The organism is Bradyrhizobium sp. PUT101 (assembly GCF_052043945.1).
In the GTDB taxonomy this organism is placed as follows: Bacteria; Pseudomonadota; Alphaproteobacteria; order Rhizobiales; family Xanthobacteraceae; genus Bradyrhizobium.
Genome location: NZ_CP197207.1, coordinates 5,322,909 through 5,342,651, shown reverse-complemented (window position 1 = coordinate 5,342,651; position 19,743 = coordinate 5,322,909). Strand labels below are relative to the sequence as shown.

The following is a 19,743-nucleotide window of genomic DNA, read 5'->3' as shown; positions in this document are numbered from 1 at the left end:
GAAAGATCAGGGATATAGGTGCGGGCCGGCCAAAGGCCAGGTTTGTCAGGCTTATCCGGGTTATTCGACCTATGCACAGGCCTTGGTCCGTCATTCGGGGGCGCCTATCCCCGTCCCCCTTGAGCGCCCGTCTCTTCGGCGGGCCTCGACGGATGACGGAACGGGCGCCCGGAATGACAGAAAGCTTGAACCGCGCCCGGTTCCACGCTTCCATAGGCCATGTTCAAGACCTTTCGAGGCGGCCAGAGCGGGGGCTGGCGTGTGACCTCGCTTTCGCCCGTGACGGGCGAGCCCCTGCCCTTCGTGCCGGCGCTGTCGGTGACCGACAGCGATGCCGTTTCGTTGCCGCTGGTGCCCTCGCGCAATGCGTGGCGGCTGGTGGGTGTCGAGAGCAGCTTGCGCTACACCGAGCGGCCCGAGAAGCAGCAGCTCGTGGCCGCGCAGGCCGGTCTCGGCCGGATCGAGGCAACCAGCGCGGCGCTGATTCCGATCCGCAAGTCGCAAGCCTGGTGGGAGCTGACCCAGGAAGAGCGCCGCAGGATCTTCGAGGACAAGTCGCACCACATCGCCAGCAGCCTGCGCTTCCTGCCTGCGATTGCGCGCCAGCTCTATCACTGCCGCGACCTCGGCGGGCCTTTCGACTTTCTCACCTGGTTCGAATTCACCCCCGCGGACGCCGCGCTGTTCGAGGAGCTGGTGGCGATGCTCCGGCAGACCGAGGAGTGGACCTATGTCGAGCGCGAGGTCGACGTGCGCATGGTGAAGGAAGTGCTGTCGGCCTAATGCTCGAGAAAGCGGCCCGACTCGATGCGCGGCAGATCGGTGACGGGCCAGTTGTAGACGTAGGTCCAGGCCTTCTCGGTGGCGCCGTCGGCGCGCGTCACATCGACCAACTGGCGCAAATATTCGGTCGGCTCTGGAAATCCCTCGCCGCAGGCCTCGTACATGTCGAGCTCGTGCAGGAGCTCCTCGGGCACACGCAGGCGGAAGAGCTCGCCATGGACGATGTCCGCCGACGCGTCGGAGAGCAGCAATCCCGGATAGTGCTTCACCAGAACGAGCCGGCCACGGCAGGTCGCCTCGCCCAGAAACTCCGCATGGCCCGCGAGCAGCCGCGCCATCGGATGGTCGAAGCCGCGCATCAGGGTGCCGTAGACGAAGAGACGATCGGAGGTCATGGTGTTCTGATGTTGCGGCGTCGGTGCGACGCCGTTACTCCGTTTACACAGGTTATTCTTCCATAGGCAATCAGGATGGCTTTCGACACGGTCGAGGTAACCGATCAACTGCTCGGCGAGGGCGACATTCCGCCCGTGCATGAGGTGAATGCGGCAGGGGCATCGCCCTTCCTGCTCACCGCGGATCATTACGGACGGGTGCTGCCGCGCGCGCTCGGAGATCTCGGCATCGCGGAAGGCGAGCTCGTCAGGCACATCGCCTGGGACATCGGCATCGCCGGCGTCGCCGAGCCGCTCGCCAAGATGATCGACGCGCACCTGATCGCGCAGCGCTATTCGCGCCTGGTGATCGACTGCAATCGCCCGCCGGGAGTCGCGAGCTCGATCCCTGTGATCTCCGAGGAGACCGCCATCCCCGGCAACGAGAACCTATCGGCGGCGGCCAAGGAGATGCGCCGGCGCGAGATCTTCGATCCCTATCACGGCCGGATCGGCGCGGCGATTGATGCGCGCGTGCGGTCGGGCAAGCCGACCGTGCTGGTCGCGTTGCACAGTTTCACGCCCGTCTACTACGGCGATCCGCGGCCCTGGCACATCGGCACGCTCTATCACCGCGACACGGTGCTGCCGCGGCTGATGCTGCAACACCTGCGGGGCGAGAGCGACCTCGTCGTCGGCGACAACCAGCCTTATGCGGTGAGCGACATCACCGACTACACCATCCCCGTGCACGGCGAGGCGCGCGGGCTGATCAACACCGGCATCGAGATCCGCCAGGACCTGATCACCGACGAGACCGGCCAGCAGCGATGGGCCGAGCGGCTGGCGCGGATCCTGCGCGAGATCGCAGCAACGCTGCACAAGGACGGAATGGCGTGATGCTCACTTCGCCCGTGTCAGCGCCAGCCAGATGCCGCCGCCGATCATGAAGCCGCCGGAGATGCGCGACATCATCCGCGTGCGGCGCGCAGAGAAGAATTTTCGGGCGCGCCCGGCGGCGATGGCGTAGAGCGCATCCGTCATCACCGCGGTGACCATGAAGGTGGCGCCCAGCAGCGCGACTTGCGGAAAGTGCGGCTGGTTCATGTCCATGAACTGCGGAATGAAGGCGCCGAAGAACACCAGCACCTTCGGGTTCGACAGCAGCACCAGGAATCCCTGCAGGAAGAAGCCGCCGCGCGGCGGCGGTGGCGGCGCCTCGAGATCGACGCCCTCGACCGGCGCCCAGATCAGCTTGATGCCGAGCCAGACCAGATAGGCGGCGCCGGCAAAACGCACCCAGTCGAACCAATAGCCCATGGTCGCCATCAGCGAGGTCAGGCCGACCGCGACGATGCCGATCACGATGGCAAGGCCCGCTTGCGCGCCGGCAACGTTGGTGAGCGCCGCACGCGTGCCGTGGCGCAGGCCGTTGGCGATGACGAGGGTGACGATCGGCCCCGGCAGCAGCGCCAGCGCAATACAGGCGGCGACGAAGGCGAGATAGGCTTGCATGGACATCATGGGGAGGACTCGCTGCGGTTTGTGCGCATTAATGCATGGCCGAGGCGGGAACGGAAGACGGATGAACGCAAGGCGCGCGCCTCGCCATTGCTGTCCTGCCCCGTGAAGGCGGATATCCGCTACGCCTCTCCGTTTCCTGCATCCGTTTCTGGACTCCTGGTTCCACCGCCTTCGCGGGGATGACAGCGGAGAACCAGGCATCGCCCCGCAAGGACGTCGTGCTTGACAGGCAACCTTTTGGTTGCCTATTATCGTTGCCATGGATGAGGTCTTCAAAGCGCTCGCCGATGCGTCGCGACGCTCGCTCTTGGACAGGCTTCACGCCAGGAACGGCCAGACGCTGAACGAGCTCTGCGAGGGGCTCGCGATGACACGGCAGGCCGTGACCAAGCACCTTGTCATTCTCGAAGACGCCAACCTGGTCACCACGATCAGGCATGGGCGCGAGAAGCTGCACTACCTCAACCCGGTGCCGATCCATCAGATCGGCGAACGCTGGATCAGGAAATTCGAGCACGGCAAGCTCGCCGCACTCAGCGAGTTGAAACGCCAGTTGGAGAAGCGCGACGAGTAGGCCCGCTCAACAAAGGATTTGATGCGCGATGAACTTCGACCAATTCAAGCCACTCACCGTCTACACCATCTACATCGCGTCTACGCCGGAGAAGATATGGGAGGCGCTGACCTCGGCTGAGTTCAGCCGCAGATACTTTTCCGGCTTCGCGGTGGAGATGGAGCCGAAGCTCGGCGGCACCTTCATCGTGCGTGCCCCGGACGGTTCGGAGCACATCTCCGGCGAGGTGTTCGAATACGATCCGCCCAGGAAGCTGACGGTGACGTGGAACGTGAACTGGCCTGATCTTGTCGAAAAGCTCGGCTCCACCCTCGTCACCTATGAGATCGAGCCCGCCGGCGAAGCCGTCCGCCTCACCATGAGTGAACGCCACGATCGCCCGCTCAGCGACGACATCCTCGAAGGCGGCCGCACCGGCTGGCCGGCGATCCTGTCGGGGCTGAAGAGCCTGCTCGAAACGGGCAACGCACCGCAGATCAAGATGTCGCCGCCGGCGAAGATGCTGGACGCGCTGAAGGCAATGGGAATCAAGACCCCGTAGGCTCACGAGTCATCCCAGGGCACTTGTAGCGCGAGCCCGGAAACGATCGAGCGGCAGAAAGTTGGTGGATGAATGGATTCCGGGGCTCGCCCTTCGGACATCCCGGAATGGCGACTAGGCGGCCACCGGAGCCACCAGACGCCGATAGAGATGCCAGGTCGCATGCCCAAGCACCGGCAGCGTCACGATCAGCCCGAGAAAGTAAGGCAGCGCCGAGACGATCAGCAGCATCACGATCACGGCGGCCCACGAGATCATCGGCACCGGGCTCGCGACGACGGCGCGCACGCTCGTCACCATGGCCGTGACGAAATCGACGTCGCGATCGAGCAGCAGCGGGAATGACACCACGGTCAGGGAGAACAGGATCAGCGACAGCACGGCACCGACCGCATTGCCGATGCCAAGGAACAGCAGGCCCTCGTTGGTCGTCAGCACCACCGTCATGAATTCCTGCAAGCTCGAGAACGAGGCATTGAGGCCGAGCAGCAGCGCGATCAGGAGCCGCACCTGGTACATCCAGACCACGAACACGAACAGCGTCACGAAAGCCATCCAGCCGATCTCGCTGCGCGAACGAATCGCCGACCAGATCGCACCGAATGAGACCGGCTCGCCGCGCTCGCGGCGGCGGCTGATTTCGTAGAGACCGATCGCCACGAACGGCCCGATCAGCGCAAAACCGGCAGCCAGGGGATAGACCAGATAGACCATGCCGAAGGCGGTGAGACAGAGCATGATGGCGATGCCGCCGGCAGCGTAGAGCGCGCCGAAGCAGAGACCGTAAAGAGGCAGCGCCTGAAAATCGCGCAGGCCTTCGACCAGCGCCTCGGCGATGTCGGTCGCCGCCACGGGACGCACCACCGGATCGACCTTGCCCGAGATGGACATCAGCTTCCTCCCTCACGCGGTCTACGCCGCGCCCTGTTGGGCCGATGTTAGCTCGCTCTGCCAATCCTTGCACCAGGAGTCGAGCGGTCAGAGGATACCGCCATTGCGCCGCCTGGCGCATCGCGCTCGTCAGGCACGCGATACCAAAAGGAGCGCCACACCGAGATTGGCCGCGAACAGGGCCGCGTCGATGACGAAGATCCGGAGCATCGGGCCCTTCAACACGGGCCAGTAAGCCACGCCGACGCGGCCTCCACGCATCAGCACCGGAACGTTATAGGCGAACTGGCTGAAATGGCAGGCGGCGAAGAACAGGAACAGCGCGAGCTGCGCTTCGATCGGCTCGAAGAAGGGCGGACGGGCGGCCAGAAGATAGAGCGACAGCAGCCCGATCGGCAGATTCATCCCGCCCAGGAACGCCACGCTGGCCGCCAGGGTCGGCGCAATCGGATTGCTGCGCTCCTCCCGCGGCAGCAGGATCTTCAACGTGTTGGCTTGCGCGATGCTGAACTGGATGAAGGCGCCGACGAACCAGAGCGTGTTGAGAAGCAGAACGAAATCAGAAATGTGCATCGTCATTTTCCGTAGAAGGCTTCGCTGCGCACCACGCGGCCCGCATCGTCGAAGTCCATGAATTCGCTGGCGCGCGTGTCGCCCAGCTGCCACCACACGGTGAGGCGCGCGATGGTGTCGTCCCAGCTCCAGCTCAGGATCCTCAGGTCGGCGCTTTCGACGTGGCCATAGGCTTGCCGCCAGTAGGCGCGGATGTTCTCGGCGCCGGTGATGGTCGGAGAACCCGTCAGTGTGAGAGCAAGAGGGCTGCGCATCTGCGCATCGTCGGCGAAATGCGCGACGACCGCGTCGATATCGACCCTGCACCAATTCACGCACCATGCCGCGACAAAGCGTTCGGCGGTCGCGCGGCTCATTGCCTGTCCGCTCATGACACGGATCCTCCCTGGCAGGGAAAGTGGCAAAGCCCGCGCCTCATGTCAACCATATTGACTTGAAGATTCCGTCAGTTGTTGTCGGCGATCGCCTCCATCACGCCCATCCACCCGGCCGCACCCGACGCCCCGACGCGATCGAACGCCTCGCGCAGCACCTTGCGCTCGTGATCCGAGGCCCGCTGCTCGATGCGCCGCCCCGCTTCCGTCAGGCGCAGCAATTTCGAGCGGTGCTGCTCGGGCGAACGCTTCGACGTCACGAGCTTGCGCTCCACCAGCAGATTGAGCGGCCGGTTGAGGGCTTGCTTGGAAATACCGAGGATCTCGATCAGCGCGCCGATCGCGATGTCGGGCCGGCGCGCCACCACGTAGAGGATACGATGGTGCGGACGCGACAGGCCCTGCTTCGCAAGATATGCGTCGGCCTCCAGCGTCATCCCGCGCCAGCCGTAATACATGAGCTCCAGCGCCGCATCCAGATCATGAAGCTTGTCGAGTGAAGCGCGGTGGAGTCCCGCGGCTTGAGGCGCCTTTGCCATTGCAGGAAGCTAGCCTCTCGCCCGCAGCTCGCGCCGCAGCACCTTTCCCGTCGCCGTCATCGGCAGCGTCTCGGCGAATTCGACGAAGCGCGGATATTCGTGCGCGGCGAGCTGCACCTTGACGAACTCCTGGATCTCGCGCGCGAGCGCATCGCTGCCGGTAAAGCCCGGACGCAGCACGATCCATGCCTTGATCGATTCGGTACGGATCGGATCGGGGATGCCGACGACGGCTGCCATCGCCACCGACGGATGCTTCATCAGCGTGTGCTCGATCTCGGAGGGACCGACGCGATAGCCGGCGGTGGTGATGACGTCGTCCTCGCGGCTGACGTACCAGAAATAGCCGTCCTCGTCCTGCACGCCGAGATCGCCGGTCAGCAGGAACTCGCCGGCATATTTCTTCGCCGTCGCGTCCGGATTGCGCCAATATTCGAGCATGGTGACGGGGCATGGCTGGCGCACGCCGATGATGCCGCGCTGTCCCCGCGGCAATTCCTCGCCCTTGTCGTTGACGATGCGGACATCGAAGCCCGGCGTCGCCTTGCCCATCGAACCGGGCCGGATCGGAAACAGGTTCGAGTTGCTGCCGATCACGAGGTTGCACTCGGTCTGGCCAAACACTTCGTGCGCGTCGATGCCGAAGGTTTCGCGCACCCAGCCGAGCAGTTCGCCGCCCAGCGACTCGCCGCCGGTGAAGATGCTGCGCAGCTTGACGCCGGAATGCTTCACCCCGGCCTGCCGCATCAGCTTCAGCGCGGTCGGCGGCAGGAAGACGTTGCGCACGGAAAGATCGGCCATCATCTGCATCGCCGCCTGCGGCTCGAATTTGCGCGCGCGGTGTCCGACCAGGGGAATGCCGTGATACCAGAACGCGAACAGGCCGTTGATGAGCCCGCCGATCCAGGCCCAGTCCGCCGGCGTCCACATGAGATCGCCGGGGCGCGGCAGGAAGTTGTGACACATCTCGACATTGGGGAGATGACCGAGCACGACGCGGTGCGCATGCAGCGCCCCCTTCGGATTGCCCGTCGTGCCCGAGGTGTAGATGATCAGCGCGGGATCATCGCACGAGGTGTCGATCCGCGCGAAGTCGGCCGATGCGGCCTTCACCGCATCCCAGAACGACGTCGTCCCCGCCGGCGCGCGCCCGCCGACCACATAGACAGTCTTCAGGTCGGGCAGACGATCGCGAATCTTTGCGAGCTTCTCCCAGCCACCCTCGTCGGTGACGATGGCCTTCGCCTCGGAATTCGACAGGCGGAATTCCAGCGCGTCCTCTCCGAACAGCGCAAACAACGGGATCGAGATCATGCCGGAGCGGAACGCCGCCATATGCGCGATCGGCAATTCCCGGGACTGCGACAGAAACACCGCGACGCGGTCGCCACCGGAAAGCCCGTCCGCCTTCAGCACATTGGCGAAGCGGCGCGACATCTCGGCGATCTCGTCGAAGGAGGTGCGGCTGGTCGCGCCGGTCTCGTCGACATAGATCAGCGCAAGCCGCCCCGTCCCGTCGGCATGGCGATCGCAGCACGCTTCCGCGATGTTGAAGCGCGCGGGGATGTCCCAGCGAAAATTGCGATAGAGCTCGTCATAGGTCTTTGCTTCGGTGAGCATGGGCTTGAATCGTTTCCCGGTATCTTGTTGTTCTCGTCAGTCTAGGGCTGCGAACGCACGGGACAAGCCCCGCGACGTCATTCCGGGCTCGACGCTGGCGCGTCGCCCCGGAATGACAGCGAGAGAGCTATCGCACCGTCGCGAAGAACTTCCTGACATCGCGCACAAACAGCTCCGGCTGCTCGAAGGCGGCGAAATGACCGCCTTTCTCCATTTCGCTCCAGTGGGTGATGTTAGGGAAGTTCGGCTCCATCCAGCGCCGCACCGGCGTGATGATCTCCTTAGGAAACACCGCGACTCCCGTCGGCACCTTCACTACGGGCTTGGTGCGGCGATGGCCAAAACTCTCCCAATAGAGCCGCGCCGAGGAGGTCGCCGTCTCCGTTACCCAATAGAGCATGACGTTGTCGAGCAGCTCATCCTTGCTGAAGATGTTCTCAGGGCGCCCGTTGCAATCGGTCCAGGCCCAGAATTTTTCCAGGATCCAGGCCGCCTGCCCGCTCGGTGAATCCGTCAGGCCATAGCCGAGCGTCTGCGGGCGCGTCGACTGCTGCTTGGAGTAGCCGGAATCGAGATCGACGTAATGCTTGAGGCCTGCGAGCGCGCGCTTCTCCTCCGCCGTCGGCTCGCCCTCGATGCGCGGCGGCGAGCTGAAGGACAGCGTGATGTGGATGCCGGCGCAATGCTCGGCATCCTGCACGCCGAGCGAGGTCGTCACCGCCGAGCCCCAGTCGCCGCCTTGCGCGCCGTAGCGCGCATAGCCGAGCCGGTCCATCAGCTTCGCCCAGGTCGCGGCGATGCGATCGACGCCCCAGCCGGTGGTCTTCGGCTTGGCCGAGAGGCCGAAGCCCGGCAGCGAGGGACAGATCACGTGGAAGGCATCGGCAGGATTGCCGCCATGCGCGACGGGATCGGTGAGCGGCGCGATCACCTTCTGAAACTCGACGGTCGAGCCCGGCCAGCCATGGGTAATGATCAGCGGCAGCGCGGAAGGCTCCTTCGAGCGCACATGGATGAAATGGATGTCGAGCCCGTCGATCTCGGTGGTGAATTGCTCGAAGCGATTGAGTTTTGCCTCGCGGGCCCGCCAGTCGTAATCGTTGGCCCAGTAGGTGCAGATCTCCTGGATCCATCGCAGCGGCACGCCCTGGCTCCAGTCGTCGACGAGCTCGGCATCCGGCCAGCGCGTGCGAGCGAGGCGTGACTTGAGATCGATAAGGGTGTCGTCGCTGATGGCGATGCGGAACGGTTTGATGGCGGTCATCGGTTGCCTCCCTTGTTCTTCTTGTCATTCCGGGGCGCCGTAGCGCGAGCCCGGAATCCATTAAGCAACGGACTCAGCAGCGCGATGGATTCCGGGTTCACGCTACGCGTGCCCCGGAAGAACGACTTAGCCCGACAGCGCGGTCTTGACCAAGCCGCTGGCCTTCCCGAAATCCATCTGTCCCGCGTACTTCGCGCGCAGCACGGCGATCACCTTGCCCATGTCCTTCATGCCGGCGGCGCCGGTCTCGGCGATCGCATCCGCGATCGCCTTCTTCACGTCATCCTCCGACATCTGCTTCGGCAGATAGGCCGAGATCACCGCGATCTCCTCACGCTCCTGCGCGGCAAGCTCGGCGCGGCCGCCCTTGTCGTAGAGCTCGACCGCCTCCTGGCGCTGCTTGATCATCTTCTGGAGCACGGCAAGGATGTCGGCGTCCGACAGCGGCGGCTTGCCGCTGCCGCGGGCGTCGATGTCGGCGTTCTTGATGGTCGAGTTGACCATGCGCAGCGTGGACAGCGTGCGCTCGTTCTTGGCCTTCATGGCCTCCTTGACCGCATTGTTGATGTCGTCGCGCAGCATGATCGTGATCCCTTCGAATATCCGACGCCTGATCTAGGCCGTTCGCGCCCCTGAGACAACCTCGGTTCCGAGCCATTCGGTGAGCGCCCGCACTGTCGCTTCCGGTTGTTCGGCTTGCGGCAGGTGCCCGCAGCGATCAAGGATCACGAGCCTGGCGCCGGCGATGCCTTCGGACATCTCCTTGGAGAGCGCATTCGGGATGGTGTTGTCGGTATCACCCGTCAGCACCAGCGTCGGGCACTTGATGGCTGAAAGCGTCGGGCGCGAATCCACCCGTGCGATGATCGCGGTCTGCTGCCGCAGATAGCCTTCGACGCCGACGTCCTCATCCTGCGCATGCACGAGCTTGAGTATATCGGCGTCATCGCGCCGCGACGGATGCACGAGCTCCGGAAAGCTCTCCTCGCGGACGGCGCGGAGCTCGCCGCGCCGGGCGCGCTCCATCTGGGCACGTCGGCGCGCGGTCGCCTCCGGCGTGTCGGGCCGCGCCTGCGTGTTGATCAGCGCGAGCTTTGTCACGCGCTCGCCCGCCTGGCGGATGATCTCGAAGGCGATGTAGCCGCCCATGGAATGGCCGGCGAGGGCGAAGCGCGGCGGCGCCTCGGCAAGGATATGGCGGGCGATCGCCGCGATGCTGTCGTCGCGGATGTGGTTGGCAATCATCACGGGGCCAAACCGCCATAGCGCCGGGATCACCGGGGCGTAGATCCGGGCCGAGGAGGCCAGCCCCGGAACCAGCAGAATCGGGGTGGTCTGGTCCATTATTGCCTCGCAAGCCCAGGAAATTGCCGGAAATTGTGCGCCTGAGCTTAAGTGCCCGAGACGGGCTGTCAAATATGCAAAAACGCATGTGAATCGGCGCTTCTCCGCTTTGACGTCGGCGCCTGCGGGGACTATGAAGCGGGCTCATGACACAACATGACAACGATCCCGCCTGGCCGGACCACAAACCGACCGCGCTCCTCGTGCTTGCCGACGGCACGGTGCTCGAGGGCTTCGGTCTCGGCGCCGAGGGCCACGCCGTCGGTGAAGTCTGCTTCAACACCGCGATGACCGGCTATGAAGAGATCCTCACCGATCCTTCCTATGCCGGACAGCTCATCACTTTCACCTTCCCGCATATCGGCAATGTCGGCACCAACGAAGACGACATCGAGACGGTGAACATGGCGGCGACGCCGGGCGCGCGCGGCGTGATCCTGCGCACCGCGATCACCGCCCCCTCGAACTATCGCGCCACCAAGCATCTCGACGCCTGGCTGAAGGCGCGCGGCATCATCGGCCTCTCCGGCATCGACACCCGCGCGCTGACCGCGCTGATCCGCTCCAAGGGCATGCCCAACGCCGTGATCGCGCATTCCAGGACCGGCGAGTTCGATCTGCATGGCCTGACGGAAGAAGCGCGCGAATGGCCGGGCCTCGAGGGCATGGACCTCGTGCCGATGGTCACCTCCGGCCAGCGCTTCACCTGGGACGAGACGCCGTGGCTGTGGGGCAAGGGTTTTGGCCGCCAGGAGAACCCGGAATTCAACGTCGTCGCCATCGACTACGGCATCAAGCGCAACATTTTGCGCCTGCTCGCCGGCGTCGGCTGCAAGGTGACGGTGGTGCCGGCAACGACCTCAGCCGAGGACATTCTGGCGATGAAGCCGGATGGCGTGTTCCTGTCCAACGGCCCTGGCGATCCGGCTGCGACCGGAAAATATGCCGTTCCCGTGATCCGGGACGTGATCAAGTCGGGCACGCCGACCTTCGGGATTTGCCTTGGCCACCAGATGCTGGGCCTCGCCGTCGGCGCCAAGACGAAGAAGATGCACCAGGGGCATCACGGCGCCAATCATCCCGTCAAGGACGAGACCACCGGCAAGGTCGAGATCACCTCGATGAACCACGGCTTTGCCGTCGACGAGACGACGCTGCCGAAAGGCGCGACGCAGACCCACATCTCGCTGTTCGACGGCTCCAATTGCGGCATCCAGCTCGATGGCAAGCCGGTGTTCTCGGTGCAGTACCATCCCGAGGCCTCACCAGGCCCGCGCGACTCGCACTATCTGTTCAAGCGCTTCACCGACCTGATGCGGCAGAGGAAGAGCGCGTAAGGCGACTAAAGCGCGGTGAGATTTGAATGAATCGTCATCGCGCTTTACGTCTTTGTTTGAGCATGATCTTTTCGGAAAACCGTTTCACACTTTTCCGGATCATGCTCTGGACCACCCGGCGGATGAGTCCGCCGGGGCCCGGCTCCGTCAAGGACGCATGAACATGAAGTCGGTGTCGGGATCGCAGTTCTCGGCGATGAAGCGCAGCTCCGCCTGGATGTCGGCGACCGACCTCGTTTCCAGATATTTCGAAACCACCAGATTGAGCAATGCCCGGCAGACGGCTTCGTGCCCGAGGCCGGCTGTCTCCGCCTCGTCGACGGCCGCCGAGAAATGACGCTGCGCAACGTCGGATGCGTACATGGCGTTCCCTCTCCTTCGCTTTGATCTGCGTGCCCGCCAATGGCCGCGAGCGCCTTGATCTCGGTCAAGCCGGAGTGTCGTGAGGAACAAGAGGGCTTGCGCCTTCTTGATTCCAGTCCGTTGCCAGTGGGAGTCTCCATGTCCGTCGTCCGCGACAATGCCGAGCCGCTCGCCATCGTCTTCGAAGACGATGGCCTCGTGCCGAACAACATCCTCCCGTTCCTGGTCTACCAGGGCGCGGTGAAGCTCGATCCGAAGCATCCGGAACAGACCATCGAAGACCTGTTCGAGGGCAACGGCTGGGGCGGGACATGGCGCAACGGCGTCTACGACTATCTGCATTATCACGCGACGGTGCATGAGGTGCTCGGCGTCGCGCACGGCGATGCCCGCGTTCGCTTCGGCGGCGACCATGGCCAGGAGCTTCAGATCAAGGCCGGCGACGTTGCGATCCTGCCGGCCGGCACCGGGCATCAGTGCATCCAGGCAAGCGAGGATTTCTGCATCATCGGCGCCTACCCGCCCGGCGCGAAGATGGAGATCACGCGGGCGACGCCGGAGAATCATGCCAGGGCGCTGAAGACGATTCCGCAAGTCGCGCTGCCGCCGGCCGATCCGGTGACGGGCAAGGATGGCGCGCTGATGCGGCTGTGGCGGTAGCCGCAAACGCGGTGCCGTAGGGTGGATTGGCAAAGCGCAATCCACCTCTTCCGTTTCGCCGAGACAGACGTGGTGGGTTACGCCTTCGGCTAACCCACCCTAGGCATCCCTGCTACGCCTCGTTGGCACCTTCCTGCCGGGTCGCCTCGAACAGGAACCAGGTGCGGCGCTCGGTCTCGTCGATGAAGTTTTCGAGGATGCTGGCGCTGGCGACGTCACCGGCCTCGTCGCAGACCTCGTGCGCCTTGCGCATCGCGGCGGCGACGTGCTTGTTATCCTGCATCAGCTCGCGCAGCATCTCGCGCGGCGGGACGTAGTCCTCGTTGTTGTCCTTGATGGTCTGGAGCTTTGCGACCTGGCCGATCGACTTCAGCGTGGTGCCGCCGATCTTGCGGACGCGCTCGGCGAGCTGGTCGGTGGTGGCGAAGATCTGGTCGGACTGCTCGTCGAGCAGCAGATGGTAGTCGCGGAAATGCCGGCCGCTGATGTGCCAGTGGAAATTCTTGGTTTTGAGGTAAAGCGCGAACGCGTCGGCCAGAAGCACGTTGAGCGCCTCCGAGACCTTCTTGACCCCATCGGACGACAGGTCAGTGGGGGTATCGAGATCGGGCGAGACCTTGCTGGTTTTGCTCACGGGAGACCTTCCTGTTAGGACGCGGACATTGACGGCGCGCCGTCGCACCCCTAACGCAAGGCGGGCAGCGCCGGTTCCTCCATCGGAACCGCTTGGCCGGGATCTTCGAATAGCATGGACGATTGGATCGATTATTACGACTCGACGCATACGATCTATGTCAGCAAGCTGCATCGCGACCTGCACTTCCAGATCATTGCGCGGGACATCATCGGCTACATCCCCTCGCCCGATGCGACGGTGCTGGACTATGCCTGTGGGGAAGCCCTGTCGGCGAGCGAGGTCGCGGCCGCCTGCGGCAAGCTGATCCTGGCCGAGCCCGCGCCGGGCGTGCGTGGCCGGCTGATCGCGCGGTTTGCCCCGAACACCAAGATTCGCGTCCGCTCGCTCGATGAGATCCGCAAGATGCAGGACCAATCGATCGACCTCGTCGTGATGAACTCGGTCGCGCAATACATGACGCCGGAGGAGCTCGATGCCGCCCTCCTCAACATCCGCCGTATCCTGAAGCCCTCCGGCAAGCTGGTGCTGGGCGACATTCTCCAGCCCAATGTCGGCATGGCCAGAGACGTGATGGCGCTGCTCAGCTTCGGCCTGCGCCACGGCTTCCTGAAAGACGCGCTGATCGGGCTGATCAGCACCGCACTGTCGGATTATCGCCAGCTGCGCTCGCGCATCGGGCTCCAGCGCTACAGCGAGGACGAGATCACCGCCAAGCTGAAGGCGGCCGGATTTGCGGTCCAGCGAGCCCACTGCAATATCGGCCATAATCGCTGGCGCATGACCTTCATCGCCCGGCCGCCTCTGGTCCGTTAAGGATAAAAACCAGCCGTGGTAGCTTGTCGCACGCCGATCGGGAATAATCCGGATGGCCCGGTGGCGGAAGTGTCTACGCGGGGGCGGTGCATCGCTCTTCATCCTGGTTCAAATCCAGGCCGGGTCTCCACGCTTCGCCCCTGCGGGGCTACGCGTGGCGCAGCCACGCGTAGCCCCGCAGGGGCGAAGCGTGTCCGGCGTAGCTGGAGCGAAGCCGAGGCGTAGACGGACTGTATCCGCGGCTCAATCTACCTCAACCACTTCACACCCGGACAACAGCTGAAGCCGGTCCGCATCCCTGGCCGCGGAGCTGATCACGGCGTCAAGCAGGCCGGGGAAACGCGCGTCCAGATCCTCGCGGCGCAGGCGCATGAACCGGTTGGTTCCGGCCAGGCGCGTCTGCATCAGCCCGCATTCGCGCAGCTTGGCGAAGTGATAGGCGAGGTTGGACTTGCCACCCAGCCCGCTGAAATCGCCACAACAGAGCTCGCTGCTGACACGTTCTTGCTGGGCGAGCTGGTAAACGATGGCGAGCCGGATCGGATCGCTCAGGCAATCCAGCACCATCGGCAGCTCGATCTGCTCCCGGGTCGGATGAAGGGGTGTACGGCTCATGTCCCGATCATAGCGAAGCGGCCGTTATGTTCAATAGTTCTTGAACCAATTGACTCCTGGACCACGACGTCGAATAGTTCAATAAACATTGAACATGAGACTTTCCCAATGAGCGTGTTCTGGCTGGCCCTCGCAGCCTTTGCGATCGGCACTGAAGGCTTTGTCATTGCGGGACTTTTGCCGGCAATCGCGACCGACCTTTCGATTTCGGTCTCGGCCGCGGGCCAATTGGTCACCGCCTACGCCCTCACCTATGCCGTGGGCTCGCCGATTCTCGCGGTGGCGCTGAACAACATCGACCGCCGCACCGTGCTGGCCCTGGCGCTGGCGACGTTCATCGCCGGCAACCTCGCGGCGATGGTCGCATCCAACTACGTCCTGCTGCTGGCCTCGCGGATGCTGATGGCATTGGGGTCGGGGCTTTGCATGCCGACGGCAATGGCTGTGTCCGTGGCGGTCGCCGCGCCCGAGCGCCGCGGCCGCGCGGTGGCGCTGGTCACCTCGGGTATGACGATCGCGACCGTGATCGGCGTTCCCCTCGGCAATCTCGTCGGCAGCCTGCTCGGGTGGCGCGCGACCTTTGCCATGGTCGCCCTGATCGGCGCGGTCGCGCTCGCCGGCCTGCTGCTCGGCCTGCCCAAGGGCTTGCCCCGCAATACGGCCTCGCTCAGCGAACGGCTGGCGGTGGCGCGCCACAGCCACGTTCTGGTCGCGCTCCTGATCACCATGTTGTGGGCGCTGGGCGGCTTCACTGTGTTCACCTATTTCGCGGTCCCGCTGCGTGGGCTCGGCTTCGATGCCTCGCAAGTCAGCCTCGCTCTGCTGGTGTTCGGCAGCGCGGCGGCGATCGGGAACATGCTTGGCGGCGTCCTGGCCGACCGGCTCGGCACGCTCGCCACCGCAGGCCTCGGGCTCGCCGGCATGGCGGGTGCCCTGATCCTGCATTCGCTGATCCTGAAGCTGATGCCGGGACAGGCGCATTACGCGGTGCTGGGCGCGATCTTCCTCTGGGGCCTCTCGGGATGGGCGTTCTATCCAGCCCAGCTCGCGAGCATCATCCGGATCGAGCCGCAGGCTTCGATGATTGCGCTCTCGCTCAACGCCTCGTCGATGTATCTCGGCTTCGCCATCGGCGGAGCGCTGGGCGGCGCGGTGCTGGCGACCCTCGCATCGACCGACCTCGGCTGGATCGGCGGAACGAGCGTTGCGGCCGCGCTCCTGGTGCACCTCGCCCGTGGCTGGCAGGCCCGGCCAAAACCCGTCAAAATTGCCGGTTGATGGGCGTTTTTCGGGGTTTCGCCGCCTCTAAAACTGGTCTAAGACCCACCCGCGCGCGAGGGAGACCACCGCGCTCTCGGCCAAAGGGACGCGCAGCAGCGCGCCCTTTTTTTGTGCCAAAATTCCACTTCGGCGAGAGTTGATGCCCAAACGTACAGACATCACCACCATCCTGATCATCGGCGCCGGTCCCATCGTGATCGGCCAGGCCTGCGAGTTCGACTATTCGGGCACGCAGGCGGTGAAGACGCTGAAGGAAGAGGGCTACCGCATCGTCCTCGTCAATTCCAACCCGGCCACCATCATGACCGATCCGGAATTGGCCGATGCGACCTATATCGAGCCGATCACGCCCGAGATCGTCGCCAAGATCATCGAGAAGGAACGTCACGTTATTCCCGGCGGCTTCGCGCTGCTGCCGACCATGGGCGGACAGACCGCGCTGAACTGCGCACTGTCGCTTCGCCGGCAAGGCACGCTGGAGAAGTTCGACGTCGAGATGATCGGCGCCACCGCCGATGCGATCGACAAGGCCGAAGACCGCCAGCTGTTCCGCAATGCCATGGAGAAGATCGGGCTGCAGACGCCGAAGTCGCGGCTCGCCAACGCGTCCGAGCTGAAGAAGTCGTTCCGCGACAAATACCAGGCCGAACGCGAGAAGCTGTCGGGCGCGGCGCTCGAAGAGCTCGAGCGGCAATGGACTCTCGGCGAAGGCGACCGCCGCAAGCGCTATCAGGAATATGCGCTCGGACAGGCGATGATGGCGCTGTCCGAGATCGGCCTGCCCGCGATCATCCGCCCCTCCTTCACCATGGGCGGCACCGGCGGCGGCATCGCCTACAACAAGGAAGAGTTCCTCGACATCATCGAGCGCGGCCTCGATGCGTCTCCCACCAATGAAGTGCTGATCGAAGAATCCGTGCTCGGCTGGAAGGAGTACGAGATGGAGGTGGTGCGCGACAAGAAAGACAATTGCATCATCGTCTGCTCGATCGAGAACCTCGATCCGATGGGCGTGCACACCGGCGATTCCATCACGGTGGCGCCGGCGCTGACGCTGACCGACAAGGAATACCAGATCATGCGCGACGCCTCGCTGGCGGTGCTGCGCGAGATCGGCGTCGAGACCGGCGGCTCCAACGTGCAGTTCGGCGTCAATCCCGAAGACGGCCGCATGGTCGTCATCGAGATGAATCCGCGCGTGTCGCGCTCCTCCGCGCTGGCCTCGAAGGCCACTGGTTTTCCGATCGCCAAGGTCGCCGCCAAGCTCGCTGTCGGCTACACCCTGGATGAGATCGCCAACGACATCACCGGCGGCGCCACGCCGGCCTCGTTCGAGCCGACCATCGACTACGTCGTTACCAAGGTGCCGCGTTTTGCCTTCGAGAAATTTCCGGGCGCCTCGACCACGCTGACCACGTCGATGAAGTCGGTCGGCGAAGTCATGGCGATCGGCCGCACCTTCCAGGAAAGCCTGCAAAAGGCGCTGCGCGGGCTCGAGACCGGATTGACCGGCCTCGACGAGATCGAGATCGAGGGCCTCGGCCGCGACGACGACAAGAACGCGATCCGCGCCGCGCTCGGCACGCCGACACCCAACCGGCTGCTCCAGGTCGCCCAGGCCATGCGGCTCGGCTGGTCGAACGAGGACATCTTCAACTCCTGCAAGATCGATCCATGGTTCCTCGGCGAGATGCGCGGCATCGTCGACATGGAGGAGAGGGTCAGGAAGAACGGCCTGCCCGGCAACGCCTTCGGCATGCGCACGCTCAAGGCCATGGGCTTCTCCGACGCGCGGCTCGCCGTGCTGGCCGAGACGACGGAGGCCGAGGTGACGGCGAAGCGGCACGCGCTCGGCGTTCGCCCCGTCTACAAGCGGATCGACACCTGCGCGGCCGAGTTCGCCTCGCCGACCGCCTACATGTATTCGACCTACGAGGCGCCGTTTGCGGGCGCCCCGGCGGACGAGAGCATGCCGTCCGACAAGAAGAAGGTCATTATCCTCGGCGGCGGCCCCAACCGCATCGGCCAGGGCATCGAGTTCGACTATTGCTGCTGTCATGCCTGCTTCGCCCTGCACGATGCCGGCTACGAATCGATCATGGTCAACTGCAATCCGGAGACGGTGTCGACCGATTACGACACCGCCGACCGGCTCTATTTCGAGCCGCTCACCGCCGAGGACGTGCTCGAGATCATCGCGAAGGAGCGCAGCAAGGGCACGCTGCACGGCGTGATCGTGCAATTCGGCGGCCAGACGCCGCTGAAGCTGGCGCGCGCGCTGGAAGCCGCCGAAGTGCCGATTCTCGGCACCTCGCCGGACGCCATCGACCTTGCGGAGGACCGCGACCGCTTCAAGCGCGTGCTCGACAAGCTTCGGCTCAAGCAGCCGAAGAACGGCATCGCCTATTCGGTCGAACAGGCCCGCCTCGTCTCCGCCGATCTCGGTCTGCCGCTGGTGGTCCGCCCGTCCTACGTGCTCGGCGGCCGCGCGATGCAGATCATCCGCGAGGAGAATCAGCTCAACGACTATCTGCTCGGCACGTTGCCGGAGCTGGTGCCGGCCGACGTCAAGGCGCGCTATCCGAACGACAAGACCGGGCAGATCAACACCGTGCTCGGCAAGAACCCGCTGCTGTTCGATCGCTATCTGTCGGACGCGACCGAGATCGACGTCGACTGCCTCTGCGACGGCAAGGACACTTTCATCGTCGGCATCATGGAGCACATCGAGGAAGCCGGCATCCATTCCGGCGACAGCGCCTGCTCGCTGCCGCCGCACTCGCTCGATGCGAAGATGATCGAGGAGCTGGAGCGGCAGACCCGCGAGCTCGCGCTCGGCCTCGACGTCATCGGCCTGATGAACGTGCAATACGCCATCAAGGACGGCGAGATCTACGTGCTCGAGGTCAATCCGCGCGCTTCGCGCACGGTGCCGTTCGTCGCCAAGGTGGTCGGCACACCGGTCGCCAAGATCGCCGCGCGCATCATGGCGGGCGAGAAGCTCGCCGATTTCAAGCTGAAGAAGGCCAGGCTCAAGCACGTTGGCGTCAAGGAATCGGTCTTCCCGTTCGCGCGCTTCCCCGGCGTCGACACCGTGCTCGGTCCCGAGATGCGCTCGACCGGCGAGGTCATGGGCATCGACCGCTCGTTCGCGGTGGCGTTCGCCAAGAGCCAGCTCGGCGGCGGCACGCGGGTGCCGCGCAAGGGCACGGTGTTCGTCTCGGTCCGCGAAAGCGACAAGACGCGCATCGCCGAGGCCGTTCGCGAATTGCATTCGCTCGGCTTCAAGGTGCTGGCGACGTCGGGAACTCAGCGCTTCCTGACCGACCAGGGCATCCCGACCGAGAAGGTGAACAAGGTGCTGGAGGGGCGGCCGCACATCGTCGACGCCATCACCAACGGGGACGTCCAGCTCGTCTTCAACACCACCGAAGGCCCCCAAGCGCTGGCGGATAGCCGTTCGCTGCGGCGCGCGGCCCTCTTGCATAAAGTGCCGTATTACACCACTCTTTCCGGGGCCGTGGCGGCCGCGCAGGGCATCCGCGCCTATTTGGGTGGGGATCTTGAGGTTCGTACCCTGCAGAGCTACTTTTCGGAAACCTGATCGCTGGCTCCGGCGAAGCCGCTGCTAAGTGA

22 protein-coding genes are annotated in these 19,743 nt (G+C 64.5%); 9 read left to right on the top strand and 13 right to left on the bottom strand.

The features are described from left to right. Positions 1–219: 219 nt before the first annotated feature. Complete coding sequence (locus tag ACSHT2_RS25805) at positions 220–783, top strand: chlorite dismutase family protein (protein ID WP_440637336.1); 564 nt, start codon at positions 220–222, stop codon at positions 781–783. Here ACSHT2_RS25805 and ACSHT2_RS25800 read toward each other — a convergent pair. Next, complete coding sequence (locus ACSHT2_RS25800) at positions 780–1,178, bottom strand: gamma-glutamylcyclotransferase family protein (protein WP_440637335.1); 399 nt, start codon at positions 1,176–1,178, stop codon at positions 780–782. The two genes, ACSHT2_RS25805 and ACSHT2_RS25800, sit on opposite strands and share 4 nt — an antisense overlap. Positions 1,179–1,253: 75 nt before the next feature. Here ACSHT2_RS25800 and ACSHT2_RS25795 point away from each other — a divergent pair, with 75 nt between their 5' ends. Then, entirely contained in the window at positions 1,254–2,057 is an 804-nt protein-coding gene (locus ACSHT2_RS25795; protein WP_440637333.1) for an N-formylglutamate amidohydrolase, read from the top strand. A gap of 3 nt (positions 2,058–2,060) precedes the next feature. Here the strand turns inward: ACSHT2_RS25795 and ACSHT2_RS25790 are convergent, their stop codons facing one another. Continuing rightward, complete coding sequence (locus ACSHT2_RS25790; RefSeq protein ID WP_440637331.1) at positions 2,061–2,681, bottom strand: LysE family translocator; 621 nt, start codon at positions 2,679–2,681, stop codon at positions 2,061–2,063. A 259-nt stretch (positions 2,682–2,940) separates the two neighbouring features. Here ACSHT2_RS25790 and ACSHT2_RS25785 point away from each other — a divergent pair, with 259 nt between their 5' ends. Beyond that, positions 2,941–3,255, top strand: a complete 315-nt coding sequence (locus ACSHT2_RS25785; protein ID WP_440642930.1) for an ArsR/SmtB family transcription factor — start codon at positions 2,941–2,943, stop codon at positions 3,253–3,255. A 28-nt stretch (positions 3,256–3,283) separates the two neighbouring features. Beyond that, on the top strand, positions 3,284–3,796 hold the full coding sequence (locus tag ACSHT2_RS25780; RefSeq protein WP_440637329.1) for an SRPBCC family protein: 513 nt from the start codon (positions 3,284–3,286) through the stop codon (positions 3,794–3,796). Positions 3,797–3,910: 114 nt separating this feature from the next. On the opposite strand, the gene ACSHT2_RS25775 is transcribed toward ACSHT2_RS25780, so the two are convergent. The 8 genes from ACSHT2_RS25775 to ACSHT2_RS25740 form a co-directional block, all read right to left on the bottom strand. Beyond that, entirely contained in the window at positions 3,911–4,687 is a 777-nt protein-coding gene (locus ACSHT2_RS25775; RefSeq protein ID WP_440637327.1) for a DUF2189 domain-containing protein, read from the bottom strand. A gap of 129 nt (positions 4,688–4,816) precedes the next feature. Beyond that, on the bottom strand, positions 4,817–5,260 hold the full coding sequence (locus ACSHT2_RS25770) for a hypothetical protein (protein ID WP_440637325.1): 444 nt from the start codon (positions 5,258–5,260) through the stop codon (positions 4,817–4,819). A gap of 2 nt (positions 5,261–5,262) precedes the next feature. Beyond that, positions 5,263–5,616, bottom strand: coding sequence for a nuclear transport factor 2 family protein (locus tag ACSHT2_RS25765; protein ID WP_440637324.1), 354 nt, complete (start codon positions 5,614–5,616; stop codon positions 5,263–5,265). A gap of 89 nt (positions 5,617–5,705) precedes the next feature. Further along, positions 5,706–6,173, bottom strand: coding sequence for a MarR family winged helix-turn-helix transcriptional regulator (locus tag ACSHT2_RS25760; protein WP_440637322.1), 468 nt, complete (start codon positions 6,171–6,173; stop codon positions 5,706–5,708). A 9-nt stretch (positions 6,174–6,182) separates the two neighbouring features. Further along, positions 6,183–7,793 (bottom strand): AMP-binding protein, encoded by a 1,611-nt coding sequence (locus ACSHT2_RS25755; protein WP_440637320.1) that lies wholly within the window; start codon positions 7,791–7,793, stop codon positions 6,183–6,185. 127 nt (positions 7,794–7,920) lie between these two features. Further along, positions 7,921–9,057, bottom strand: a complete 1,137-nt coding sequence (locus ACSHT2_RS25750) for an epoxide hydrolase family protein (RefSeq protein WP_440637318.1) — start codon at positions 9,055–9,057, stop codon at positions 7,921–7,923. A 126-nt stretch (positions 9,058–9,183) separates the two neighbouring features. Next, positions 9,184–9,639, bottom strand: coding sequence for a GatB/YqeY domain-containing protein (locus ACSHT2_RS25745; protein ID WP_440637316.1), 456 nt, complete (start codon positions 9,637–9,639; stop codon positions 9,184–9,186). 33 nt (positions 9,640–9,672) lie between these two features. Beyond that, entirely contained in the window at positions 9,673–10,401 is a 729-nt protein-coding gene (locus tag ACSHT2_RS25740; RefSeq protein WP_440637315.1) for an alpha/beta fold hydrolase, read from the bottom strand. A gap of 146 nt (positions 10,402–10,547) precedes the next feature. On the opposite strand from ACSHT2_RS25740, the gene carA reads away from it, so the two are divergent. After that, positions 10,548–11,738, top strand: a complete 1,191-nt coding sequence (carA, locus tag ACSHT2_RS25735; protein ID WP_440637313.1) for a glutamine-hydrolyzing carbamoyl-phosphate synthase small subunit — start codon at positions 10,548–10,550, stop codon at positions 11,736–11,738. Between the two features lie 147 nt (positions 11,739–11,885). On the opposite strand, the gene ACSHT2_RS25730 is transcribed toward carA, so the two are convergent. Beyond that, positions 11,886–12,101, bottom strand: coding sequence for a hypothetical protein (locus tag ACSHT2_RS25730; protein ID WP_124160452.1), 216 nt, complete (start codon positions 12,099–12,101; stop codon positions 11,886–11,888). Positions 12,102–12,239: 138 nt separating this feature from the next. Here ACSHT2_RS25730 and ACSHT2_RS25725 point away from each other — a divergent pair, with 138 nt between their 5' ends. After that, positions 12,240–12,761, top strand: coding sequence for a hypothetical protein (locus tag ACSHT2_RS25725; protein WP_440637311.1), 522 nt, complete (start codon positions 12,240–12,242; stop codon positions 12,759–12,761). 112 nt (positions 12,762–12,873) lie between these two features. On the opposite strand, the gene ACSHT2_RS25720 is transcribed toward ACSHT2_RS25725, so the two are convergent. Further along, entirely contained in the window at positions 12,874–13,395 is a 522-nt protein-coding gene (locus ACSHT2_RS25720; RefSeq protein WP_028178735.1) for a Dps family protein, read from the bottom strand. Positions 13,396–13,509: 114 nt separating this feature from the next. On the opposite strand from ACSHT2_RS25720, the gene ACSHT2_RS25715 reads away from it, so the two are divergent. Then, a complete protein-coding gene (locus ACSHT2_RS25715; RefSeq protein ID WP_440637309.1) occupies positions 13,510–14,211 on the top strand; it encodes a class I SAM-dependent methyltransferase in 702 nt (233 codons plus the stop codon). A gap of 243 nt (positions 14,212–14,454) precedes the next feature. On the opposite strand, the gene ACSHT2_RS25710 is transcribed toward ACSHT2_RS25715, so the two are convergent. Beyond that, on the bottom strand, positions 14,455–14,826 hold the full coding sequence (locus ACSHT2_RS25710; protein ID WP_440637307.1) for an ArsR/SmtB family transcription factor: 372 nt from the start codon (positions 14,824–14,826) through the stop codon (positions 14,455–14,457). Between the two features lie 108 nt (positions 14,827–14,934). Between ACSHT2_RS25710 and ACSHT2_RS25705 the strand changes: the two genes are divergently transcribed. Both ACSHT2_RS25705 and carB read left to right on the top strand, forming a co-directional pair. Next, a complete protein-coding gene (locus ACSHT2_RS25705; RefSeq protein ID WP_440637305.1) occupies positions 14,935–16,104 on the top strand; it encodes an MFS transporter in 1,170 nt (389 codons plus the stop codon). A 142-nt stretch (positions 16,105–16,246) separates the two neighbouring features. After that, a complete protein-coding gene (gene carB, locus ACSHT2_RS25700) occupies positions 16,247–19,711 on the top strand; it encodes a carbamoyl-phosphate synthase large subunit (RefSeq protein WP_440637303.1) in 3,465 nt (1,154 codons plus the stop codon). Positions 19,712–19,743 lie beyond the last annotated feature (32 nt).